The 20,152-nt window shown below is 63.3% G+C and carries 17 protein-coding genes; 9 read left to right on the forward strand and 8 right to left on the reverse strand.

The window, feature by feature from the left end; translation table 11 throughout:
- A partial coding sequence (locus KF708_21050; GenBank protein ID MBX3415186.1) for a protein kinase occupies positions 1-2,662 on the reverse strand: 2,662 nt, incomplete at its 3' end.
- Between the two features lie 34 nt (positions 2,663-2,696).
- Positions 2,697-3,293, reverse strand: a complete 597-nt coding sequence (locus tag KF708_21055) for a sigma-70 family RNA polymerase sigma factor (GenBank protein ID MBX3415187.1) — start codon at positions 3,291-3,293, stop codon at positions 2,697-2,699.
- 768 nt (positions 3,294-4,061) lie between these two features.
- Here KF708_21055 and asnB point away from each other — a divergent pair.
- From asnB to KF708_21095, 8 genes are all read left to right on the forward strand, one after another.
- On the forward strand, positions 4,062-5,987 hold the full coding sequence (asnB, locus tag KF708_21060) for an asparagine synthase (glutamine-hydrolyzing) (GenBank protein MBX3415188.1): 1,926 nt from the start codon (positions 4,062-4,064) through the stop codon (positions 5,985-5,987).
- Between the two features lie 319 nt (positions 5,988-6,306).
- Positions 6,307-7,923, forward strand: a complete 1,617-nt coding sequence (locus tag KF708_21065; GenBank protein MBX3415189.1) for an NAD(P)-binding protein — start codon at positions 6,307-6,309, stop codon at positions 7,921-7,923.
- 338 nt (positions 7,924-8,261) lie between these two features.
- Positions 8,262-8,597, forward strand: a complete 336-nt coding sequence (locus KF708_21070; GenBank protein MBX3415190.1) for a hypothetical protein — start codon at positions 8,262-8,264, stop codon at positions 8,595-8,597.
- A 130-nt stretch (positions 8,598-8,727) separates the two neighbouring features.
- Positions 8,728-9,837 carry an alanine dehydrogenase gene (gene ald / locus KF708_21075; GenBank protein MBX3415191.1) on the forward strand — a complete coding sequence of 370 codons (1,110 nt, stop codon included), beginning with the start codon at positions 8,728-8,730 and terminating at the stop codon, positions 9,835-9,837.
- Positions 9,838-10,013: 176 nt separating this feature from the next.
- Positions 10,014-11,081 carry an S-methyl-5-thioribose-1-phosphate isomerase gene (gene mtnA, locus KF708_21080; GenBank protein MBX3415192.1) on the forward strand — a complete coding sequence of 356 codons (1,068 nt, stop codon included), beginning with the start codon at positions 10,014-10,016 and terminating at the stop codon, positions 11,079-11,081.
- Between the two features lie 88 nt (positions 11,082-11,169).
- The gene (locus tag KF708_21085) at positions 11,170-11,673 is read left to right on the forward strand and encodes a hypothetical protein (GenBank protein ID MBX3415193.1); all 504 of its coding nucleotides are present in this window, start codon (positions 11,170-11,172) and stop codon (positions 11,671-11,673) included.
- A 79-nt stretch (positions 11,674-11,752) separates the two neighbouring features.
- Complete coding sequence (locus tag KF708_21090) at positions 11,753-11,959, forward strand: DUF433 domain-containing protein (protein ID MBX3415194.1); 207 nt, start codon at positions 11,753-11,755, stop codon at positions 11,957-11,959.
- Positions 11,960-11,982: 23 nt separating this feature from the next.
- The gene (locus KF708_21095) at positions 11,983-13,359 is read left to right on the forward strand and encodes a sulfatase-like hydrolase/transferase (GenBank protein MBX3415195.1); all 1,377 of its coding nucleotides are present in this window, start codon (positions 11,983-11,985) and stop codon (positions 13,357-13,359) included.
- A gap of 12 nt (positions 13,360-13,371) precedes the next feature.
- On the opposite strand, the gene KF708_21100 is transcribed toward KF708_21095, so the two are convergent.
- From KF708_21100 to KF708_21110, 3 genes are all read right to left on the reverse strand, one after another.
- Complete coding sequence (locus KF708_21100; GenBank protein MBX3415196.1) at positions 13,372-14,610, reverse strand: hypothetical protein; 1,239 nt, start codon at positions 14,608-14,610, stop codon at positions 13,372-13,374.
- A gap of 253 nt (positions 14,611-14,863) precedes the next feature.
- Positions 14,864-15,832, reverse strand: a complete 969-nt coding sequence (locus KF708_21105) for a hypothetical protein (GenBank protein ID MBX3415197.1) — start codon at positions 15,830-15,832, stop codon at positions 14,864-14,866.
- An 89-nt stretch (positions 15,833-15,921) separates the two neighbouring features.
- Positions 15,922-16,569 carry a sigma-70 family RNA polymerase sigma factor gene (locus KF708_21110; protein MBX3415198.1) on the reverse strand — a complete coding sequence of 216 codons (648 nt, stop codon included), beginning with the start codon at positions 16,567-16,569 and terminating at the stop codon, positions 15,922-15,924.
- A 342-nt stretch (positions 16,570-16,911) separates the two neighbouring features.
- Here KF708_21110 and KF708_21115 point away from each other — a divergent pair, with 342 nt between their 5' ends.
- Positions 16,912-18,507, forward strand: a complete 1,596-nt coding sequence (locus KF708_21115) for a permease (protein ID MBX3415199.1) — start codon at positions 16,912-16,914, stop codon at positions 18,505-18,507.
- 211 nt (positions 18,508-18,718) lie between these two features.
- Here KF708_21115 and KF708_21120 read toward each other — a convergent pair whose 3' ends face one another.
- From KF708_21120 to KF708_21130, 3 genes are all read right to left on the reverse strand, one after another.
- Positions 18,719-18,985, reverse strand: coding sequence for a hypothetical protein (locus KF708_21120; GenBank protein ID MBX3415200.1), 267 nt, complete (start codon positions 18,983-18,985; stop codon positions 18,719-18,721).
- Between the two features lie 110 nt (positions 18,986-19,095).
- Positions 19,096-19,674 (reverse strand): signal peptidase I, encoded by a 579-nt coding sequence (lepB, locus tag KF708_21125; protein MBX3415201.1) that lies wholly within the window; start codon positions 19,672-19,674, stop codon positions 19,096-19,098.
- A gap of 7 nt (positions 19,675-19,681) precedes the next feature.
- Positions 19,682-19,963: a hypothetical protein gene (locus tag KF708_21130; GenBank protein MBX3415202.1), complete on the reverse strand. Its 282-nt coding sequence runs from the start codon at positions 19,961-19,963 to the stop codon at positions 19,682-19,684.
- Between the last annotated feature and the right edge of the window lie 189 nt (positions 19,964-20,152).

Here is a 20,152-nt window from a genome sequence, read left to right on the forward strand (position 1 = left end):
AAGTGAGCGGACGTCCATCGGGACTAAACACAGTGCAAGCGACGCCTCGTCGTGGGAAAGTGCGAACTCCGGCATGTTGTGACTCCCACAATTTGATTGTTCCATCGCTACCAGCCGAAGCAATCTTTCCGCTGTCTGGGCTGAAGGCGACACAATTTACTGAATCTGTATGTCCCTTGAGAGTGCGCAGTGATGCACCGCTGTTCGCATCCCAGATCGTGATCGTTTTATCGTAGGAGGCGGACGCGAGACTATGCCCATCTGGACTGAAAGCAACACACCAGACCCCATCTGCATGCCCACGAAGTGTCTGCAATTCAGCGCCAGTATTTGCATCCCATAACTTAAGCGTCTCGTCATCGCTGGCGGACGCAAGACGTTGTCCGTCCGGGCTGAAGACGACACTATTGACGGCATCTGTGTGCCCCCGGAGTGTATGCAATTCAGCGCCAGTGTATGCATCCCAGATTTTGAGCGTCTCGTCGTAGGCGGCGGACGCAAGACGTTGGCCGTCTGGGCTGAAGACGACACACCAGACTTCATTTGCGTGTCTTCGAAGTGCGTGCAGTTCAGTGCCAGTATTTGCATCCCATATTCTGAGCGTGTCGTCGTCGCTCGCAGATGCGAGACGTTGTCCGTCTGGGCTGAAGACAACACTGTTAACACATTTTGTGTGGCCCCGGAGTGTAAGCAATTCAGCGCCAGTATTTGCATCCCATACTTTGAGCGTATCGTCTTCGCAAGCGGACGCGAGACGTTGTCCGTTTGGGCTGAAGACGACACACCAGACTGTTTTCATATGCCCCCGCAGTGTATGCAATTCAGCGCCGGTGTCCGCATCCCAGATCTTGATCGTCTTGTCTTGGCTGCCAGATGCGAGACGTCGTCCGTCCGGACTGAACGCCACACACCTGACTCTATTCGTATGCCCCCGGAACGTGCGAAGATCATCCTCACAAAGCCGACGCTGGTAATGCCATTCCCAACCACGTAAATCGCGCTCGCCGTCCTGCGGTATTTGCGCTTCGAGCAGTTGGTGAACCCGATCGATGCGATTTGCCTCCCACGCCAATTGGGCAGCGTTCGTAGTCGCGGCATACGCAAGCCGTCGCACCGCCTCCTTTTCGGCGAGTACTTCCTGCGCTTTCTCGTCCGCGCGTATCCGCTCGGCGTTCGCTTCTTGGGCGTTCTGTTCAGCTCTCGCGCGCTCGGCATTCGCTTCTCTCTCGCGTGATTCGGCCTCTTCCGCCTTGGCATCGGCGCGACGTCGTTCTTGCTGCGCTTTCAGTTCGCTCGATTGAGCGATCGTGGCCTGTTTTTCCGCCTGGCGTTCTGCCCTTTTGGCTCGTATCGCTTGCCAACTGCTGAAGAACGTGGCGAGCACGAGGATGCCCGCGAGCGTTACGGTCGTTGTCAGGAGCGAACGGTTCCGGCGGGCGAACTTTCGCACGCGATAGACGGTCGAGGGAGGCCCTGCTTCGACGGGCTGATCCGCGAGAAAACGCGCAATATCGGCCGCAAAGGCGTTGGCGGTCTCGTACCGTCGCGTGCGGTCCTTTTCCAGCGACTTCATCACGATCCAGTCCAGCTCACCTCGCACGAGTTGGCTCAGCCGGACGGCGTTCAACTGACGCTGCATCGCCACAGTCGTGCGCGTCTCGCCCAGCGTGCTGATGCGCGCGCTGGGGCGTGGTGGTTCTTGTTCGCGAATGATGCGCCGCACTTCGTCGTAGGCCGCTTTGCGCAGCGTCTCTCGATCGAACGGCGTCGTGCCGGTGAGCAGCTCGTACAGCAAGACCCCCAGCGAGTAGATGTCGCTGCGTGTGTCGACATCCAGCCCACTCATTTCGGCCTGCTCGGGGCTCATGTAGAGGGGGGTGCCTACCATCTGCGCGAAGTGCGTGAAGAGGGTCTTCTCCGTCAGTTGCTGATTGGTCGCCTTGGCCACGCCGAAGTCGATCACCTTCGGCACCGGCACGCCGTCGTGCAACGTGACCAGCACGTTCGACGGCTTGATGTCGCGATGGATGATCCCCTTCTGATGCGCGTGCTGCACGGCATGGCAGACCTGGCCGAACAGCTCCAACCGCGCGGGCACTGTGAGCTGGTTCGTGTCGCAGTAGTCGGTGATCGGCACGCCGCGCACCAACTCCATGACGAAGAAAGGACGCCCCGATGCGGTCGCGCCCGCGTCGATCACGCGCGCGATGTTCGGGTGGTCCATCATGGCCAGGGCCTGGCGTTCGGCTTCGAAGCGAGCCACCACCTGGCGCGTGTCGAGACCGGGCTTGACCACCTTGAGAGCGACGAGTCGCCGCAGCGGCGTCCTTTGCTCGGCCATGTAGACGACCCCCATCCCCCCTTCGCCGATCAATTCCAGCAGCTTGTAAGGCCCGATCGAGGTGCCGACCAGGCCGCGCGCCTCGCGATCGCTTTCGGCCGATGAGCGGTGGGACGCATGGTCGACGGTGGGGATGACCTCGGCCGCGGGCCGATCGAGGAATGCCCCTGCCACGGCGTCGGCCGCCAGCAGTCGCTCCAACTCGCGCCGCATCTCGGGCGAGTCGCCGCAGTTCTGCGCGAGAAAGGCGGCCCGATCCTCGGGCGTCTCGAGCTGGCGCGCGGCGTGGAATAGTTCCTCGAAGCGAGTCGATTCAGACATGCTGCCTGTCCCCCTGAGACGAGCGTCCGGCCGTTTATCCGGCCAGCGGAGAGTGGTCGCCGGCCGCCGCGTCGGCGTCTCGCAGTTCGGCATAGAGCCAACTGCGCGCGAAGGCCCAGTGGCGCTCGGCCGTGGCGATCGAGACGCCGAGCGTCTCGGCGCATTCCGGCATGGTAAGGCCCGCGAAGTAGCGGAGCTTTACCAGTTCTGCCTTGGCTGGCCATTTCGCCGCCAGCCGGTCGAGCGCCTCGTCCAAGATCAGCAGGTCGGCGGCGGCCTCGCGGCCGGCGACCGAAACGGCCAGGTCCAGGTCGACGCGCGTATGCCCACCACCGTGCTTGTGTGCCTGGTGGCGGCGAGCCCGGTCGACCAGGATGCGTCGCATCGCCTCGGCGGCGGCGGCGAAGAAATGGTTCCGCCCCTGCCATTGCCGCGGGTCGGCGCCCGAGGCCAGGCGGAGATAGGCCTCGTGAACCAGACCGGTGGCGTCGAGCGTTTGACCGGGCTTTTCGCGGGCCAGCTTGCTGGCGGCGAGCTGCCGCAGTTCGTCGTAAACGATCGGCAGAAGACTTTCGGCGGCGAGCCGGTCCCCCTGATCGATCCGCAGCAAGAGTTGCGTCAAATCAGCCATGCGTAATGCCGCCGCGGTTCCCTTTCGAGGCCCACTGTAACTGCTGCGCCAGCCGCGATCCAGCAGATGCCACGCAGCAACGTGAAGGGTGGCCGGCGACCGAGTGAACACGGTCCACCAAGAATAAAGGCGAGAAATCGTGGGAAACTCCCTCAGGAATTTTCGGATTTCTTCGGCGCGGCGCCTCGCGAACGGCGGGGTGCCAGTCGGCGCATAAAAAAAGCCCCCGGAAAGGCAGAGTCCCAGGGGGGCAAAGGACTCCAACCTTTTCCGGGAGCGATTGGACGATTGTGCCGCGGCCCGGACTGTGAACGGGCCTCGGTTTACCATCCGCTGTACGAAGCCGCCCCGCGAGCATCCTTGCCGGCGATTTGGCGGTTCGCGCGGCCAACGCTTCTTGCGAAGGAAAAGCCGCACCACGTGGCTCTCGTTGTCTCATGGCGAGCGGGAGGGCCGGGCCGTTGGGGGCGGCTCGCAGCTTCCCGCTCGCTTGTGTTTCGCGTGGCAATGTTTGCCACGTGAGGCGGGGAAAATACGGAATGACCGGCGAGGGGTCAAGGCCGCTTTCGAGTCTTCACGAATTACTTTTTCTAGTACGGCAAAAAAGCAAGACCCTGCTGGCAGAAGACGACTGCGGACTCTGATGGCGGCGTGCTAAACTCAACGGAGAGGCGGTTTTTGCCTCGATGGTCACACGCCGCGCCCCCGCCGCCGGCGCTGATAGCACCACCACGCACCCACCCTGCATCGCGAAAGTTTTTTCACCGCATGTGCGGCATCGCCGGAGCCATCTGGACTGCTGAGGCCGAGCCCGTCGATGCCGCAACCCTCGCGCGCATGACCGATTTGCTCGCGCATCGTGGGCCTGACGATGCGGGAGCCTATGCGTCGCGCGTCGCCCTCGCCGCCGCCGCCGGCATGTCGGTGGCGCTCGGACACCGGCGTTTGTCGATCATCGACCTTGCCGGCGGCCATCAACCCCTCGCGAACGAAGACGAGACCGTCTGGGTTACCTTCAACGGCGAGATCTACAACTTCGCCGAGCTGCGGCATCGGCTCGAAGGCGCGGGGCACAAGTTCCGCAGCGCCACCGATACCGAGGTCCTCGTGCATCTCTACGAGGACGAAGGGATCGACTTTCTGCGGCACCTGAACGGCATGTTCGCGCTCGCCCTCTGGGACGCGCGTCGCGGCGAATTGATCCTGGCCCGCGATCGCCTGGGCGAGAAACCGCTGTTCTATCGTCGCGAGCCGGGCCGGCTGACGTTTGCCAGCGAGTTGAAATCGTTGCTGGCCGTGCCCGGCGCTCCACGCCGTCTCGATCCGCACGCGCTCGATTGCTATCTCGCGCTGCACTATGTGCCCCATCCGCAGTCGATCTTCGAGGGCTACGCGAAGCTGCCACCGGGACATTGGGCGCGCTTCGGCCGCGAGCGCTTCGAGACCGGCAGCTATTGGCAGCCCGACTTTCAGCGCGAGGTGGTACGCCCCTGGGCCGACGACGTCGGCACGTTGCGCACCCTGCTCACCGAGGCGGTCGAAATGCGCCTGGTGAGCGACGTGCCGCTGGGTGCGTTTCTCTCCGGCGGCATCGACAGCTCGATCGTCGTGGCCCTGATGCAGCGGGCGCGCGGCGAGCCGATTCGCACCTTCTCGATCGGCTTTCCCGTGCCGGAGTACGACGAGACGCACCATGCGCGCGAGGTGGCCCGGCATCTGGGCACGCGGCACGAAGAATTCCACGTCACGCCCGATGCTGTGTCGATCCTGCCGAAGCTGGTCTGGCATTACGACGAGCCCTTCTCCGACAGTTCCGCGATTCCGACCTATTACGTCTCGCAACTGACACGCGCGCACGTGACGGTGGCGCTCACCGGCGATGGTGGCGATGAACTTTTTGCCGGCTATCCCCGCTATCGTGCGGTGGCGCTCGGCGCCATGTTCGATCGCTTGCCGGCTCCGCTGCGGAGCATCCTGGCGGCGGAATTCTGGCAGCGTTTGCCCGCGGGCACGTCGCAGAAATCGAGGCTGCGCCGCTTCAAGCGACTCACCGGCGCGCTCGCGCAGTCACCGGGCCGGCGCTATTTCGATTGGCTCTCGGTGTTCAACGAACAGGCGCGGGCCGAACTCTACACCGACGAGTATCTCGCCACGCTGCCCGATGCCGATCCCTACGATTTCATTGCCGAGGCGCTCGCTCGCAGTTCGCGTCGCGATCCCATCACGGCAGCCAGCCTGGCCGACGCCCTGACCTATCTGCCGTGCGACTTGATGATGAAGGTCGACATCGCGTCGATGGCCAACAGTCTCGAGTGCCGCGCGCCGTTTCTCGATCACCGGTTGGTGGAGTTCGCCGCGGCGCTGCCGATCGGGCGCAAGTACCGGCGTGGCCGGGGCAAGCGGATCCTGCTCGAGGCGTTCGGCGATCTGCTGCCGCCGTCGATTTTGCGGCGCGGCAAGATGGGTTTCGGGGTGCCACTGGATCACTGGTTCCGTCACGAACTGCGCGACTATGCCCGCGAGGTGCTGCTCGATCCGTCGACACTCGGCCGCGGCTACTTTCGACCCGAGGTCGTCACGCGCCTGGTCGAAGATCACCAGGCTGGCCGCTTCGACCATAGCTATCGTCTCTGGTCGCTCTTGTTCTTCGAGCTCTGGCAGCGCGAATGGGTGGATGACACCGTGGCTGGGTGAGGGCAGTTCGAAATTCTGCTGCCTACGTCATCCCAAGCGCGAAGCGTGAGCGAGGGGCTTCTTGGAACGACGCTGATCCCAAGAAGCCCCTCGCTCACGCTTCGGGTTACGATTGTTTGGCGCGTATCCTGAAAACGGAGCGATTGAATTCGGAACTGCGTTGTGCCGTCGTGGTAGCAATTGGACCACGACGGCCCGACGAAGTCGGGACCGCCGGTGCGGCCTCGAAATGCGGGTGCCAGACTCGCGAGCCCCGCCTGTTCGTCGGGGCGTGGTGGTTTAGAATGGCTCGTTTCCGCCGGTCTCGCAGCACTCCGCCATGCCCATTCGCGTCTCCAATATCCGTCTTGGTATCGACGAGCCCGAGTTGGCCCTGCCGGCGCGTGTGGCGGGGGCGCTCGATGTGCGTCCGGCGGAGATCTCCCGCTGGCGAATCCTGCGCAAGAGCCTCGATGCCCGCGACAAGAGTGCGTTGGCGTTCGTCTACTCGGTTGAAGTCGCCTTGCCTGCGGATGAGCAGCAACTGGTCGCCCGCGCCGCGCGGAAGAGATCCACGCTCGAGGTGGGGCTTTATTCGGAGCCGACGTTCGACGAGCCGCGGCCGGGAAGCGAACCGCTCGAACAGCAGCCGGTGGTGGTCGGCGCCGGTCCGGCCGGACTCTTTGCCGCCTTCTTTCTGGCGCAGTATGGCTATCGCCCGATCGTGCTCGAGCGTGGGCGTTCGGTGCGCGAGCGCGTGCGCGACGTACAGGCTTTCGATGAAGGGGGCCCGCACGATCCCGAGAGCAACTACCTGTTTGGCGAAGGGGGCGCCGGCACGTTCAGCGATGGCAAGCTCACCTGCCGAGCCAGCGGACCCGACGTACGCCGCGTGCTCGAGATCCTGGCCGAGTCGAAAGGCAAGCCGTCGATCGTCTACGATCATCGGCCCCATCTGGGCAGCAACCGGCTGCCCGCCGTGGTGAAGGCCCTGCGGCAGCGCATCGAACAGATGGGGGGCGAGTTCCGCTTCTCGTGCCGCGTGGAAGACCTGGATCTCGCCGACGGGCAGGTGCGCGGTCTGGCGACCTCCTCTGGGCACATGCCCACCTCGGTGGTCGTGCTCGCCATCGGTCACAGCGCGCGCGACACGTACGAGATGCTCGTGGCGCGCGGCGTGCCCCTCGAGCAGAAGCCGTTTCAGCTTGGCCTGCGCATCGAGCAGCCGCAGGAACACGTGAACCGCGCGCAGTACGGCGCTGCGCGGCTGGAAGAACGCCTCGGAGCCGCCGATTACTCGCTGGTGGCGCGCGGCGAGCACAACGTGTTCACCTTCTGCATGTGTGCCGGGGGCTATGTCATGCCGGCGGTCTCCGAGCCGGGCTGCTTCGCCACGAACGGCATGAGCCTCTCGAAGCGCAACTCGCGCTTTGCCAACAGTGGGCTCATGGTCACGCTCGAACCGGCGTTCTTCGGCTCGTCACACGTGTTGGCTGGGGTGCATTTGCAGCGGGTCTTCGAGCAGCGGGCTTACGAACTGGGGCGCGGCGAGTATCTCTGCCCGATCCAGCGAGTGGACGATTTTCTCGGCCGACGTCCGACCAAAGATCGTCCCGCGTCGAGTTATCTCCGCGGACTGATCCCCGGCGACGTTTCGCCACTGATGCCCGAGCTGGTGGCCCGCGCGATGTATCACGCGCTGCCGATTCTCGACCGGCGGTGGCGCGGGCGCTTCCTGGCCGAGGCGACGCTCGTGGGGCCCGAGTCTCGCGGCAGCTCGCCCGTCCGTTTTCCGCGCGATGCCGCGACCTATGAAAGCACGGGCGCTGCGGGGCTTTACCCGATCGGCGAGGGGGCCGGTTATGCCGGGGGGATCGTGAGCGCCGCGCTCGATGGCCTGCGGGCGGCCCGGGCCATTATCAATCGCTTTGCACCCATCGAGCCCTCTCGTGCGTAGTAATGTCAAGACCGCGTCCGGGCGCGTAGAATTGCCGCAAATAGAGGGAGAATCGTGCAGCGGCCGGCTGGATTTTTGTGCCTGCCCCGCCCCCAGGATTTTTTGAGCTATGTTTCTTTTGGCGGCCATTCCGTAGTGTGAGTGGTCGCTGGGCCGAAAGGCCTGGTATGTGGGTGTACGGCTCGGATCCGCGTTCGCGGTCATCCTTTCCAAAGCCGGCCGGCGCCATGCCATACCAGGCGACTGCGACCCAGGCTGCGGCGCGACCGCCGCCGCAGGTCTCGACCGAACGTTGATTCACATCTTCTGATTTCTGCACCCGTTTCGGAATCCACACGATGATCTGCCAGGATTTGGCTGCGCGCATCGAGCGCTTTCAGCCCGAGGCCGTCCCTCGCGATGTGGCACGACTGTGCCTGTTGTTGGCCAACCACGTCGACAATCTGTCGGAATTGGACGACGACGAGCGGCTGGCCCGCGCCTGGCAAGAGATGGGCATTCGCTTGCAAGCGGCCACCGATCAGCACGCCGCCATGACCGAAGAGCTGGAGCAACTGGCCGGCTCTAGTCCCGACAGCTTCACGATCGACCAGATCTGGGTACTGATTCGCGCCATCAAGGTGCAGAGCCAGGTGCTGCAGCTCTACGTGGGGCACCCCCACGTGCAGGCCTGAGTTGCGAGTGCCCCCATCCCCGGCGCCACGGCATGCGATGCCATGCCGCGTAGCCGGCTTGTCAGGCCGGCGCCTTCTGTGGTGAAATGCCCCTAGCGGCATTCGATTCTGCCCACGGAGGGAGGCACTCGTGATCGTCGGAACCCCTAAGGAGATCAAACGCGACGAGTACCGCGTGGCGCTCTTGCCCGTCGGCGTCGAAGAGCTCGTCCGCGCGGGACATCATGTGCTGATCGAACGTGGCGCGGGGCTCGGATCCGGCATTACCGACGAGAATTATCTCGAGCATGGCGCCGAGTTGGTCGACACGGCCGAGGAGCTTTACGGCCGCGCCGAGATGGTGGTCAAGGTCAAAGAGCCGCTCGAGCCGGAGTTCGCACTGCTGCGACCGCAGCAGGTCCTCTTCGCCTACTTTCATTTCGCTGCCGACCGCAAGTTGACCGAGGCCCTGCTCGCCAGCCGAGCCACGGCCGTCGCTTACGAGACCCTGCGCGACGAGCAGGGGCGGCTCCCCTTGCTCACGCCGATGAGCGAAGTCGCCGGGCGCATGAGCATCCAGGAGGGGGCCAAGTATCTCGAACGCCCGCAGATGGGGCGCGGCATTCTGCTCGGCGGCGTGCCGGGCGTGGCCCCGGCCAACATCACGATCATCGGCGCCGGCGTGGTCGGTGCGAATGCCGCCAAGGTGGCCGCCGGCTTCGGCGCGAATATCGGCTTGCTCGACGTGAACCTCGACCGCATGCGCTATCTCGACGACGTCATGCCGGCCAATGTCGACGTGCTGTTCAGCGACCGTCATACGATTCGCGAGCAACTTTCTCGCGCGGATCTGGTGATCGGCGCCGTGCTGATTCCCGGCGCCAAGGCGCCGCAGTTGATCGTGCGTAGCGACCTGCAGGTGATGAAGCCGGGCGCCGTGATTATCGACGTGGCCATCGACCAGGGAGGCTGCGTCGAGACGAGCCGCCCCACGACCCACAGCGAGCCGACCTACGTCGTTGACGGCGTGGTCCACTACTGCGTGACGAATATGCCCGGCGCCGTCGGCCGCACGAGCACCTACGCCTTGTGCAATGTGACGTTGCCCTGGGCACTGCGTATCGCGTCACGCGGCATCCTGGCGGCGGCGACCGAATCCGCGCCGATTGCCCGGGCGATCAACATCATGGATGGCGAAGTCACGAACCGACCCGTCGCCGATACGTTCAAGCTGCGCTACAACTCGCGCTTCGAGCGGTGAGGCGACATCGAGCAACATATGTTTCTCACGTGGACGTGGAGTCGCGGAGAGGGTTTGGGGGGGAAGTTATTCGCAGATGCACGCAGATAGAGTTGTTTAGCAATCCACATCTGCGTGCATCTGCGGATAGCTACTGACTGGCAAGAAGATGAATCGATCTACGGAAGGAAGCGCTGATGCCCGTCGATGAGAAGACGCAGTTTCGCACGTTGCATTGGGAGGGGGATGTCGACGGGCATCTGGTGATGATCGATCAGACGCGGCTGCCGGTCGAGCTGGTCGAGATCGATTGCCGCGACGTCGACGCCGTGTGGGAGGCGATTCGTGCGCTGCGTGTGCGGGGCGCCCCGGCCATCGGAATTGCCGCGGCGTACGGTGTGTGCGTCGGTGTGCAGGCGGCGGCCGATGCCGACGAGGTGGGCTTCTTCGCGCGGCTCGACGAAGCGGCCACGTTCCTGGCCAGCAGCCGGCCCACGGCGGTGAATCTCTTCTGGGCGCTCAACCGCATGCAGCGCGTAGCAAAGGCCGCCCGCGGCACCATGACCGTGAGCGAGCTGCGCGCGCGGCTGCTCGACGAAGCCCACACGATCTGCGATGAAGATCGCGACATGTGCCGCGCCATTGGACGTCACGGCGCCGCGTTGCTCGCCGATGGGCAAGGCGTGCTCACGCATTGCAACGCTGGCGGATTGGCTACTGCCGATTATGGCACGGCGCTGGCCCTCTTCTTCGCCGCACACGAGGCAGGCAAGCGCATTCACGTTTACGCCGACGAGACGCGGCCGCTCTTGCAAGGCGCGCGACTCACCGCTTGGGAGCTGCAACAACGCGGCATTCCGGTGACGCTGTTGTGCGATTCGATGGCGGCTCAGGTGATGCGCGAGGGGAAAGTGTCGGCCGTCGTAACGGGCGCCGATCGCATTGCGGCCAACGGTGACACGGCGAATAAGATCGGCACGTACGGTGTGGCCGTGCTCGCCGCGGCACACAACATTCCGTTCTACGTGGCCGCGCCGACGAGCACGTTCGATCTGACGCTGGCTGACGGCAGCGCCATCCCGATCGAAGAACGCGACGCCAGTGAAATCACGCACGGCTTCGGCCGCCAAACCGCCCCGGCGGGGATCAACGTCTACAACCCGGCGTTCGATGTGACGCCCGCGCGGCTCATCAAGGCGATCATCTGCGAGCGCGGGGTGATCGAGCCGGTGACGACGGAGCGGATTGCGCAGATGGTTACCTGACAAGAGAGACTAATGTGGGTGTCATGCCCTCACCGGTACCCCGGGGTGGGCATGCGATCGATGTTTGTTGACAGGGGCAGAGTCTTCGATGGACGAAAACCCTTACAGTGCGCCGATACCCGCATCCAAAGCGGACGGGCCTGTGGTCGATCGTCCCGTCGTCGGACTGCGAAGCGGAAAGGCGGGCGATCTCCTACGCGTGCTAAGACTGCAAAGATATGCAGCGGTCATGCTCAGCCTCTGGATCCCGGCAGGCATTCTCAACGTGCTCGGAATATTGATCGACCGCAATCAAAAGATCGTTTCTGAATTCGTGATATCTGTCCCGGAATACTTGGAAATTACTTTCGGCGTTTTGGTCATCGCTGGCTTTTTGTTCTATGCAATCGTTTGGTTCGCGACAGTCTTGTTGAACTCATTCCTCACCGCGCGTTTCTATCATCCGCTGGTCGCTTTGCTTGCTGGATTGATCTCCGCGTATCCTGGGGCTGGCTTTGTAGTAACGCTGCTGCTCAACTTCAAGGCCCGCCGCGTGATGCGAGCGAATGGGATTCCACTCGGTCCGCTTTGGGCCAAGCGCACCGCATCCTGACTTTCTCAGGTTAAACCATTCCTGATTTGCATGAACCACATGTCCGGCAGTTCTATTCCCGGCATCACGAAGACATCCGGTGTCTGTGGGTGGTGATGCTTGCGTAGCTGGCACTCGGATCGCGGTCTGGACGCTGGAGGCGATGCGACGCCTGGGGGTGAGTGACGCAGCAATTCTCGCTAACTATCCTGGCCTGAGCGCGAATGACTTGGCCCACGTCTGGAGCTATGTCGCACAGCACACGCAAGAGATCGAAGAACAAATCGTGGAAAATGAAAACGCGTGAGAATCCCTAACGTGCGATCCATCATGATTTCAACAACAATGACGGCACGCCTTCTGCTGGCACTCGCCTTCATCGTTCTTAGCTCGCTACTGACAATACCGGCGGCCGCCTCCGAGCCGCCCAACTTCATCGTCCTCATGGCCGATGATCTCGGCGCGAAGGAACTCGGCTGCTATGGCCACCAGACGCATCGCACGCCGCAGCTCGATCGGCTCGCGGACGAGGGGATGCGCTTTCGCACTTGCTATGCCACGCCCCTCTGTTCGCCCACGCGCGTCCTGCTGATGACGGGGCGCTATGCGTTTCGCACCGGCTGGTTCGATTTGATCGGCCGCCCCTTCGCACCCACGCCCGACGATCCCCTTTTCGATCTCGGCTCCGCGCAGGTCACCTTTGCCGACGTGCTCAAGGAGCGCGGCTACGCCACGGCGCTCGCCGGCAAGTGGCAGCTCTCGGGCGAGGGGGAAAAGCTCGTCCACGATTGCGGCTTCGACGAGTACCTGATCTGGGCTTACAAGCACAACCTGCCCCCCGGCGTCACGCACACGGGCGCTTGGGAAAATGAACGCAATCAGAAGACCGCCCGTTATTGGAACCCCTGCCTATTGGAGAACGGCAAGTACGTGCCGACCACGCCCCAGGACTACGGGCCCGACCGCTTCTGCGATTTTCTGATCGACTTCATGCGCAAGAATCGCGAGCGCCCCTTCCTGGTCTACTATCCCATGTGCCTCGTCCACAGGCCGTGGGATCCCACGCCCGACTTGAAACGTCCCGGCCAGAAGACAAAAGGAGGACTCGCTACCAACGTCGAGTATATGGATCACGAAGTGGGCCGTTTCATGGCGGCGATCGAGGATCTCGGCCTGGGCGAACGGACCTATCTCTTTTTCGTCGGCGACAACGGCACCGCCAAAGATGGCAAGGGAACGGTGACCGAGCGCGGCGTGCGCGTGCCACTGATCGTGCGTGGGCCGGACGTGACGAAGGGTGCGGTGAGTGATGAGCTGGCGAGTGTCGCCGATATCTTTCCGACGCTGACCGAACTGGCAGGAGCCAGGCTGCCCAGCGACCGCGAGATCGACGGGGTGAGCCTGGTGCCGACGTTGCACGATCCGGCGGCGCCGCACCGAGAGTGGATCTTCAGCTACCTGACCGATCGCCGCATGCTGCGCGACAAACGCTGGCTGTTGGAAGGCAACGGCCGCTTCTACGACTGCGGCGACCATCGCGACCACCAGGGGTATCGAGAAGTGACCGACTCGCAGGATCCAGAGGTCGTGGCGGCGCGCGAGCGATTGGAGAAGCTGCTCGAGGAGTTGCCCGGGCCAGAAATCGACGGTGATCGTACACGTCGGGTAGAGGAACGCCGACGGGCGAAGAACAAGAACAACGAATAGCACCAACGCAGGTTATTGCGACGGCCACATCTGGCCAAACGTGTAGACCGTCACATGCTCGCGTGGACTGCCCGGTTCGGCGGCCAGCTTCTTGAGCTCTTCCCACTCGCCGCGGATCGTGCCGTCGAAGAACGCGCGAACCCAGGCTCGCATATCGGCGACCGTCTGCAAGTTGCCGGGGCGCTTCTCGTCGGTCATCCGGCCATCCCAGAAGGGCTCGTCGGAGAAATCGATGTGCTCGATGCCGGGCCGATCGAGGTAGACGCGGAGCGCGCCCCCTTCGATGGCGCCGAGCTTCTTGTCCCACACGCCCAGGATGCGCGCGATCTCGGCCTCGTATTCGGCTCTCGTGCGACCGATGCGTTGCAGTTGCTCCTCGGTGGGGGGCGGTGGAAGCGATTTCTGAATCCACAGAAACGGCGCCCGTCCGCTCTCCTCTTCTCCCTTCACCGGTTGAAAGCCATACACTTCGGCCACGCCGTCGATGTTCACCCCGCCGCGGATGCGCTCGTCGAGAATGCGCACCGTACCGGCGGCCTGACCGCCGCGCGAGTGGCCGACCGCCCCTACTCCCCGCGCCAGATCGAGCCGTCCGGCGAAGCGGCTGTCATTCTTGTTGAGTACCGTAAGCTGATCGATCACGAAGCTCATGTCGCGCGACCAATGCTCGATGCGCTCCCGGTAAAAGCGGCGAAACTCTTCGGGACTTTTCGGTTCGGGCCACCCACGTTCTTCCGGTGTGAGCTTGCCCAGCACGCGGCCGTCGGGCAGACGCACCCCTCGAGCGTTGTAGGGAGGATCGATGGCCGCCACGATCCAGCCGTGGCTGGCGAGATCTTCGACGAGCGTGTTATAGGTCGTCCCCTTCATGCCGCCGCCGGGCGCGAAGATCACCACCGGGTACTTCTCGTTGCCTGTCGGTAGTGCTGCGTTCTCAAGACTGTGCGCGCGCATCGATTTGATGCGTTCGATCTGATCGGGCTTCCAGGGCCCTTGCATCTCGTCAGCGTCGGGGACATAAGGGGCACGTTCGCCGGTCGCCGCGGGATCGGCCGGATAGTAAAGATGCACCATCAGCTCGCGCTTATCGAGCGGTGCGGCCGTCTCTAGCTCGTCGCGTGCGTCATCCTGCCAGTGAAAGCTCGTGCGGCCTGGCTTGTGCGGGCCGGTGGGCGCAGGCAGAAGTTCGTCCGCGACGGCAGCAGCCTGCAAAAGAACCAGGCCGAGCAAGGCCAGGCGAATTGGCGGCATGAAAGAATCTCCGGAGAGCGAAGGGATGCGGCATCCTGAAACGCGTCCGGATTATAGGCCACGCGTTACCATGTGGTATCGTGATCGCGTGATGTTCGCTGGGTGTCACCGGCGGAGCCAGAGTTTACGCCCCAGGCGGACTTGGAGAACTCGCGCCACACGAAATTAAAAAAGGCACGAGCCCGATGGGATCGTGCCTCGATCGCGGAAACGGTTGCGCAATTTCGCGGGCAGGATTGGTTCCAGGCCGTTGCTATTCGGCGGCGGCGTTCTTCGAGTCGAGCTCGACGATGCGGAACGTGATCACCGAGTCGTCGCGGTGGCTGCCGGCGGCGATCTTGCCGTCGTCGTTGCGGAAGATGTCGTCTCCCGACGTGCCGCGTTGGCAGTTGCAGTTGTGCAGATAGACGACGTGGCCATCCTCGAACAGCACGTTCTGGCCATCGCCGCCGTGGTTCGAGCTTTGATGTTCGCCCCGCATCTGGCAGGGGGCATCGGAGACGATGGCGAACGTCTCGCGATGGAAGTTGCGCGGGCTGTGGTAGCCCGACTTGTCGGTGTAGCCGGCCGTCGCACAGTAGTTGCCCGCGATGCTGCGGCAAACACTACGCAGGTGGTCGAGTCCGTACTCGTCGATCTCCTCGGGCGTGGGCAAGCGCATGCAGCGTTGCTCGGCGGTGGCCGACGAGGGGCAGACGAACGGTTGCGAGCCTTCGACAAACCCGGTGCGGGACAGAAGCGAGGCGAAGGCGGCGGGCACGGCACGGCCGTTGCGTGCCGCGACTGCGGGGAAGTAGGAGCCGTGCGCCTGACTGTAGTTGGTCACGCCGGCGCCGATCATGCGCAGGTTGTTCTGGCACATGGCCAATTGCGCCTGGAAGCGGCTATGGCTGACGGCGGGGAAGAAGAGCATCGAGGCGGCGATCATGATGCCGGCGGCGACCATGAAGTCTTGCACGCTCCACCCCATGCGCGTGCTGACCGTTTCGACACGGGATTCGACCGTGACGCGGGCATGGATCTGGATCTGCTCGCAGGTGCGCAGCGCCAGCCCCGGCGGGGGCTCGTGGTGGTCTTCTTCTTCCGACAGCGGTGCGAGCGCTTCGCTCAGCACCTCGAGTTCGCGTTGGAGCTGCGGGTTGCGCCGCAGCTCCTCTTCTAGTCGTTCGACTTCGTCCGGCTCTAGCGACCCAAGCAGGTAGCCAAGTAGCTCGTCGCGCATGGCACCAATTCCCTTAATTTATTCTGGCGGGGCAGAAGCTCGCCCCGTCGGCAGGAGGCCGCGATCGTCGCGCGCCTCGTACGTGGCCATTACGGGTGGAATTCTCCCGAGGGCTGCGTGTTGTGCCAGGCCTCGTTGAGCTTCAAGATGGCGGTGTGCAACCGGCTCTTGACGGTCCCGACGGGCACGGCCAGCACTTCGGCCGCCTCGCGATACTTCATGCCTTGGTAGTAGATCAGGGTGATGGCCGCCCGCAAAGGCTCGGGCAGCGTGGCGATGGTCTGACGGACCCAATTGCGGCGCTCGGCCCCCTCGAGCTGCGCCACGGGTCCCGGCTCGCCACCGACCAACAGTTCGAGCAATGCCCCTACGTCGTCGTCCTTGCCTTGCCCGTTGCGGCGATCCAAGCTCACCATGCGGTGACGCTTGTTGCGCCGTTGGGCGTCGATAGCTTGATTCGTTGCGATCGTATAGAGCCACGGCCGGAACTTCCGATCGGTTTCGTACTTATCGCACTTCAGGTGGAGTTGCAGGAACGTGGATTGGAACACGTCTTCGGCCATCTCCGCGTCGTCCAGATAGCGACGCAGGTAGCTGTACAGCTCGCGTTCGTACCGGTGGACCAACTCGTCGAAGGCCGCGCGATCGCCGGTGTCCCGATAGCGCACGATCAGCGCTTCGTCGGTCTCATCCGCGAACGATCGTCGCCCAGGGGCGACTTGATTCGGTTTCGACATAGGCTTGATGGTCTTGTTCATGGTTCTTACGTGTCCGACCGGCTGATGGTTCGTGCGGCAAAGGATTCGATGAGATGTGAACCGCAAGTTCCCCCCGGCGGTCGTGACGTGTCGCCTCTCTACGACAAGAAGATGATGACGTGAAGGGTAGACAAACCGTTGTCTGAGTGGCCTCGGCTGGGCCGTTTGTTCCGTCTTTCCGTGCCAATTTGACAGTCTGACTCGATAGCTCGTAGACTCTGGACGGCATAATCCGCAACTCGCGTGCCAGAAGTCAGGAATCCGCTGTTGAACCGCTACCGCTGGGCCACTGCTGGCGACGTTAACGCCTTTTTTGGCTTGATGTTAGATAATACCGCGGCGCTGCTGCTCATGGTCGGGCTGCTGGGTGGCGCATTCGGATTCCCTGAAAGTTTTGCTCTTCGTTACATGATCCCGGGAACCGCGCTAGGCGTCCTCGTCGGCGACCTGCTCTTCACCTGGATGGCCTTCCGGCTGGCACGCCGCTCTGGTCGTAACGACATAACCGCCATGCCTTTAGGTATCGATACGCCAAGCACCTTTGGCATGGTGTTCTTCGTTCTCGGGCCTGCCTATCTTGCCGGAAAAGCCACCGGACTTGCCGAACAAGACGCTGCCATCTACGCCTGGCGAATCGGCATGTGCGCGATTATTACCAGCGGGGTCTTCAAACTGGCCTGCTCGCTAGCGGCCCATTGGATGCGGCAAGTCGTTCCCAGGGCAGGACTTCTGGGTTCGCTGGCCGCTATCGCCCTGGTGCTGATCAGCTTTTTACCGCTACTCGAGGTGGCCCGGGTTCCCGTGGTGGGATTCCTGTCGCTTGCCCTGATTTTGGCCACGCTGGTAAGTCGCTTGTCACTGCCCGGCCGGATACCCGGGGCCTTGGGGGCGGTTCTGGTGGGCACGACGGTCTACTACCTGATGACCTGGACCGGCACGCTGGGGGCCGCCTCCATCGATCAGACCATTCAGACCCAGATCGGGTTCGTGCTCCCCCTACCCACGCTCGAATGGTGGGAGGTGTTCCGCGATTCGCTGGTCTACCTGCCGATCGTGATCCCCTTTGCCCTGGCCACGGTTGTGGGAGGCATCGACTGCACGGAGAGCGCCGCCGCCGTGGGTGACGAGTACAACACGGGGCACGTCGTGGCGGTTGAGGCGGTGGCCACCCTGGTGGCCGGACTATGTGGCGGCGTGATTCAGACGACCCCCTACATCGGGCATCCGGCGTACAAGGCGATGGGGGGGCGCGCCGCCTATACGCTGGCCACCGCGCTCTTCATTGGCGGTGCGGGAATCTTTGGCTACTTCGCTTACCTGTACCTCTTTATCCCCAAGGCGGCGATTCTGCCGATCCTGGTCTTCATCGGGCTCGAAATCTCCTCGCAGAGCTTTCATGCCACGCCGACGCGCCACTATCCGGCGGTCGTCTTCGGCTGCGTGCCCGCCCTGGCTTACCTGGTGATGATCTACGCCGATCGGCTGCTCGGTATTCTCGCGCAGTCGGGGACGACGCTCGATACCCTCGAAGCGGGACTGGCCAGCGAGCTGCAAACGATGCGCATGCTCTCGGCCGGCTTCATCGTGACGAGCCTGCTCTGGGCCTCGACGCTGGTGGCGATGATCGATCGCCGTTTGAAACAGGCCGCGGCCTATCTGGCCGTCGCCGCCGTGGCAAGCCTGTTCGGCGTCATTCATTCGCCCCTGCCGGGTGGCTCGATGGTGCTACCCTGGGCGCTGCCCGAGTTGCCCAAAGCGGCCGCGGGGCAGACGCCGTTCTATCTGGCCGCGGCCTACGCGCTGACGGCGGCGATGCTCTTCGGCTGGGGCATGTGGCGACCCGAAGACGCCAACGGCAATGGCGATTCCGCCGATGAAGGACATCATCACGCCCCCCGTGCGGAGTCATCTGCGTGAATCTGCGTCCGTCTGCGGATCGAGTGCTGCGGCATTCGAGTTGATCCGCAGAGACACGCAGATAAACGCAGATGGGTAAATCGTCTGAATAGCACTTCACGTTGTGTCGTCGTGGTCGATCTCAAATGGTTTGCAACTACGACGGCACGACGGATCTGATCGAACACAGGTGCTCCGCCTACCCCAAGTGCTGCCGAAGATGCGCGACGGCTTAGCGGTCCGCTTTCGGCTTCTCTTCCACGGGGGGCGGATCCTGTCGCGGGGGCGTGCGGTGCTGCAAAAAGGGGAGGTTGATGCCCAGCTTGGCAAGCGAGGCCAGCAGCACGCCCGTGAAGAAGACCTCGTCGAGGTTACCGACGAAGGGGAGATTGTCCGGGATCTCGAAGAAGCCCATCGAGATGTTCGACAGGTAGACGAGCGAGACGATCACACCAAAAACGGCCAGGCCAATCGAACCGCAACCACGCTCTTCGGCCATCCAAGAGACTCCGACTGGGGATGTAACGATCCAATTGCTATTCGCAATTATACGACCGTTCTTGGTGCCGTAGGGGAGGAAGTCTCTCGACTGCATGGCACCGGTGAGCTTCATCGCACCCAGCCGGCTCGTTCCTTGGGCCACACGATCAGCCAGGCGCGGCCGATGATCCGCTCCGCCGGCACCGGGCCATTAAAGCGGCTGTCCTCCGAGTCTTTCAGGTCGTCTCCCAGCACGTAGTACCCGTCGCCACACGGCACCGGCTTGCCGTAGCGCAGGTACTTCTGATCGATCACGGGGGGCACTTCCACACGCTGGCCGTCGATCAAGAGTTCGCGGTCGGCCAGCATCTGCACCGACTCGCCCGGCAGCCCGACGACTCGCTTCATCCGCCGCTCGCCCGACTTGTCGCGAAAGGTGATCACCTCCCAGCGCCGTGGCGTGCAGAACCAGCCACTCAGCTTTTCGGTGAGGACGCGATCGCCGTCGTCGAGGCTCGTCCCTTCGAGCGTGGGGGACATCGACGGCGAGACGATCGCCGAGTAGTCGAACGACAACCAACTGACGAGCACGATGCCGCCAAAGGTGGCCAGCACGTGCTCGCACCAGCGCAGCGCGCAAAGGAACCAACGCGGGTCGCGCGCCGGCTGATGCGCATGGATGGAGTGTTCGCTCGCACGACGCAACATGGCTACGTTATTCGTGCGTGCGATCGGCGACTGCGGCTTCAGCGGCCGCGTCGATTTCGAGCAGACGTGCCTGCCGCTCGAGTTGCGCGGAGTGCGTCGCACCGTTCGTCGGACGACTGTTCGCCAAGAGCAGGAATGCCGCGCCGCCGGCCACGACACAACTCAAGGCCAGCAGCCCAAAATCACCCAGCCGCGATGGGCGCCGCTCGTCAAGCCGCAGTTGGGCCGGATCGACGGGCAGATCTTGCGAATCGTCGCGTGGTACTTCGGGAAGTTCATACTTGGCCATGCCTCGACCCTCTTTCTCTGAAAAAGTTCCGGACGGAGGTGCGTCTAGCCAGCGCGGATGTGTTCCGACACCGCGCAAGCACGGCAAGCGAAAGAATCGAACAGATAGTGACAGGTGCGCGAACGGCGAAGGGAGATGTGACGACTTCGATTATCCGCCGCGTGTGAAACCGCCGCAAGCTTTTGTTCC

It is taken from the genome of Pirellulales bacterium (assembly GCA_019636335.1).
Taxonomy (GTDB): Bacteria; Planctomycetota; Planctomycetia; order Pirellulales; family JAEUIK01; genus JAHBXR01.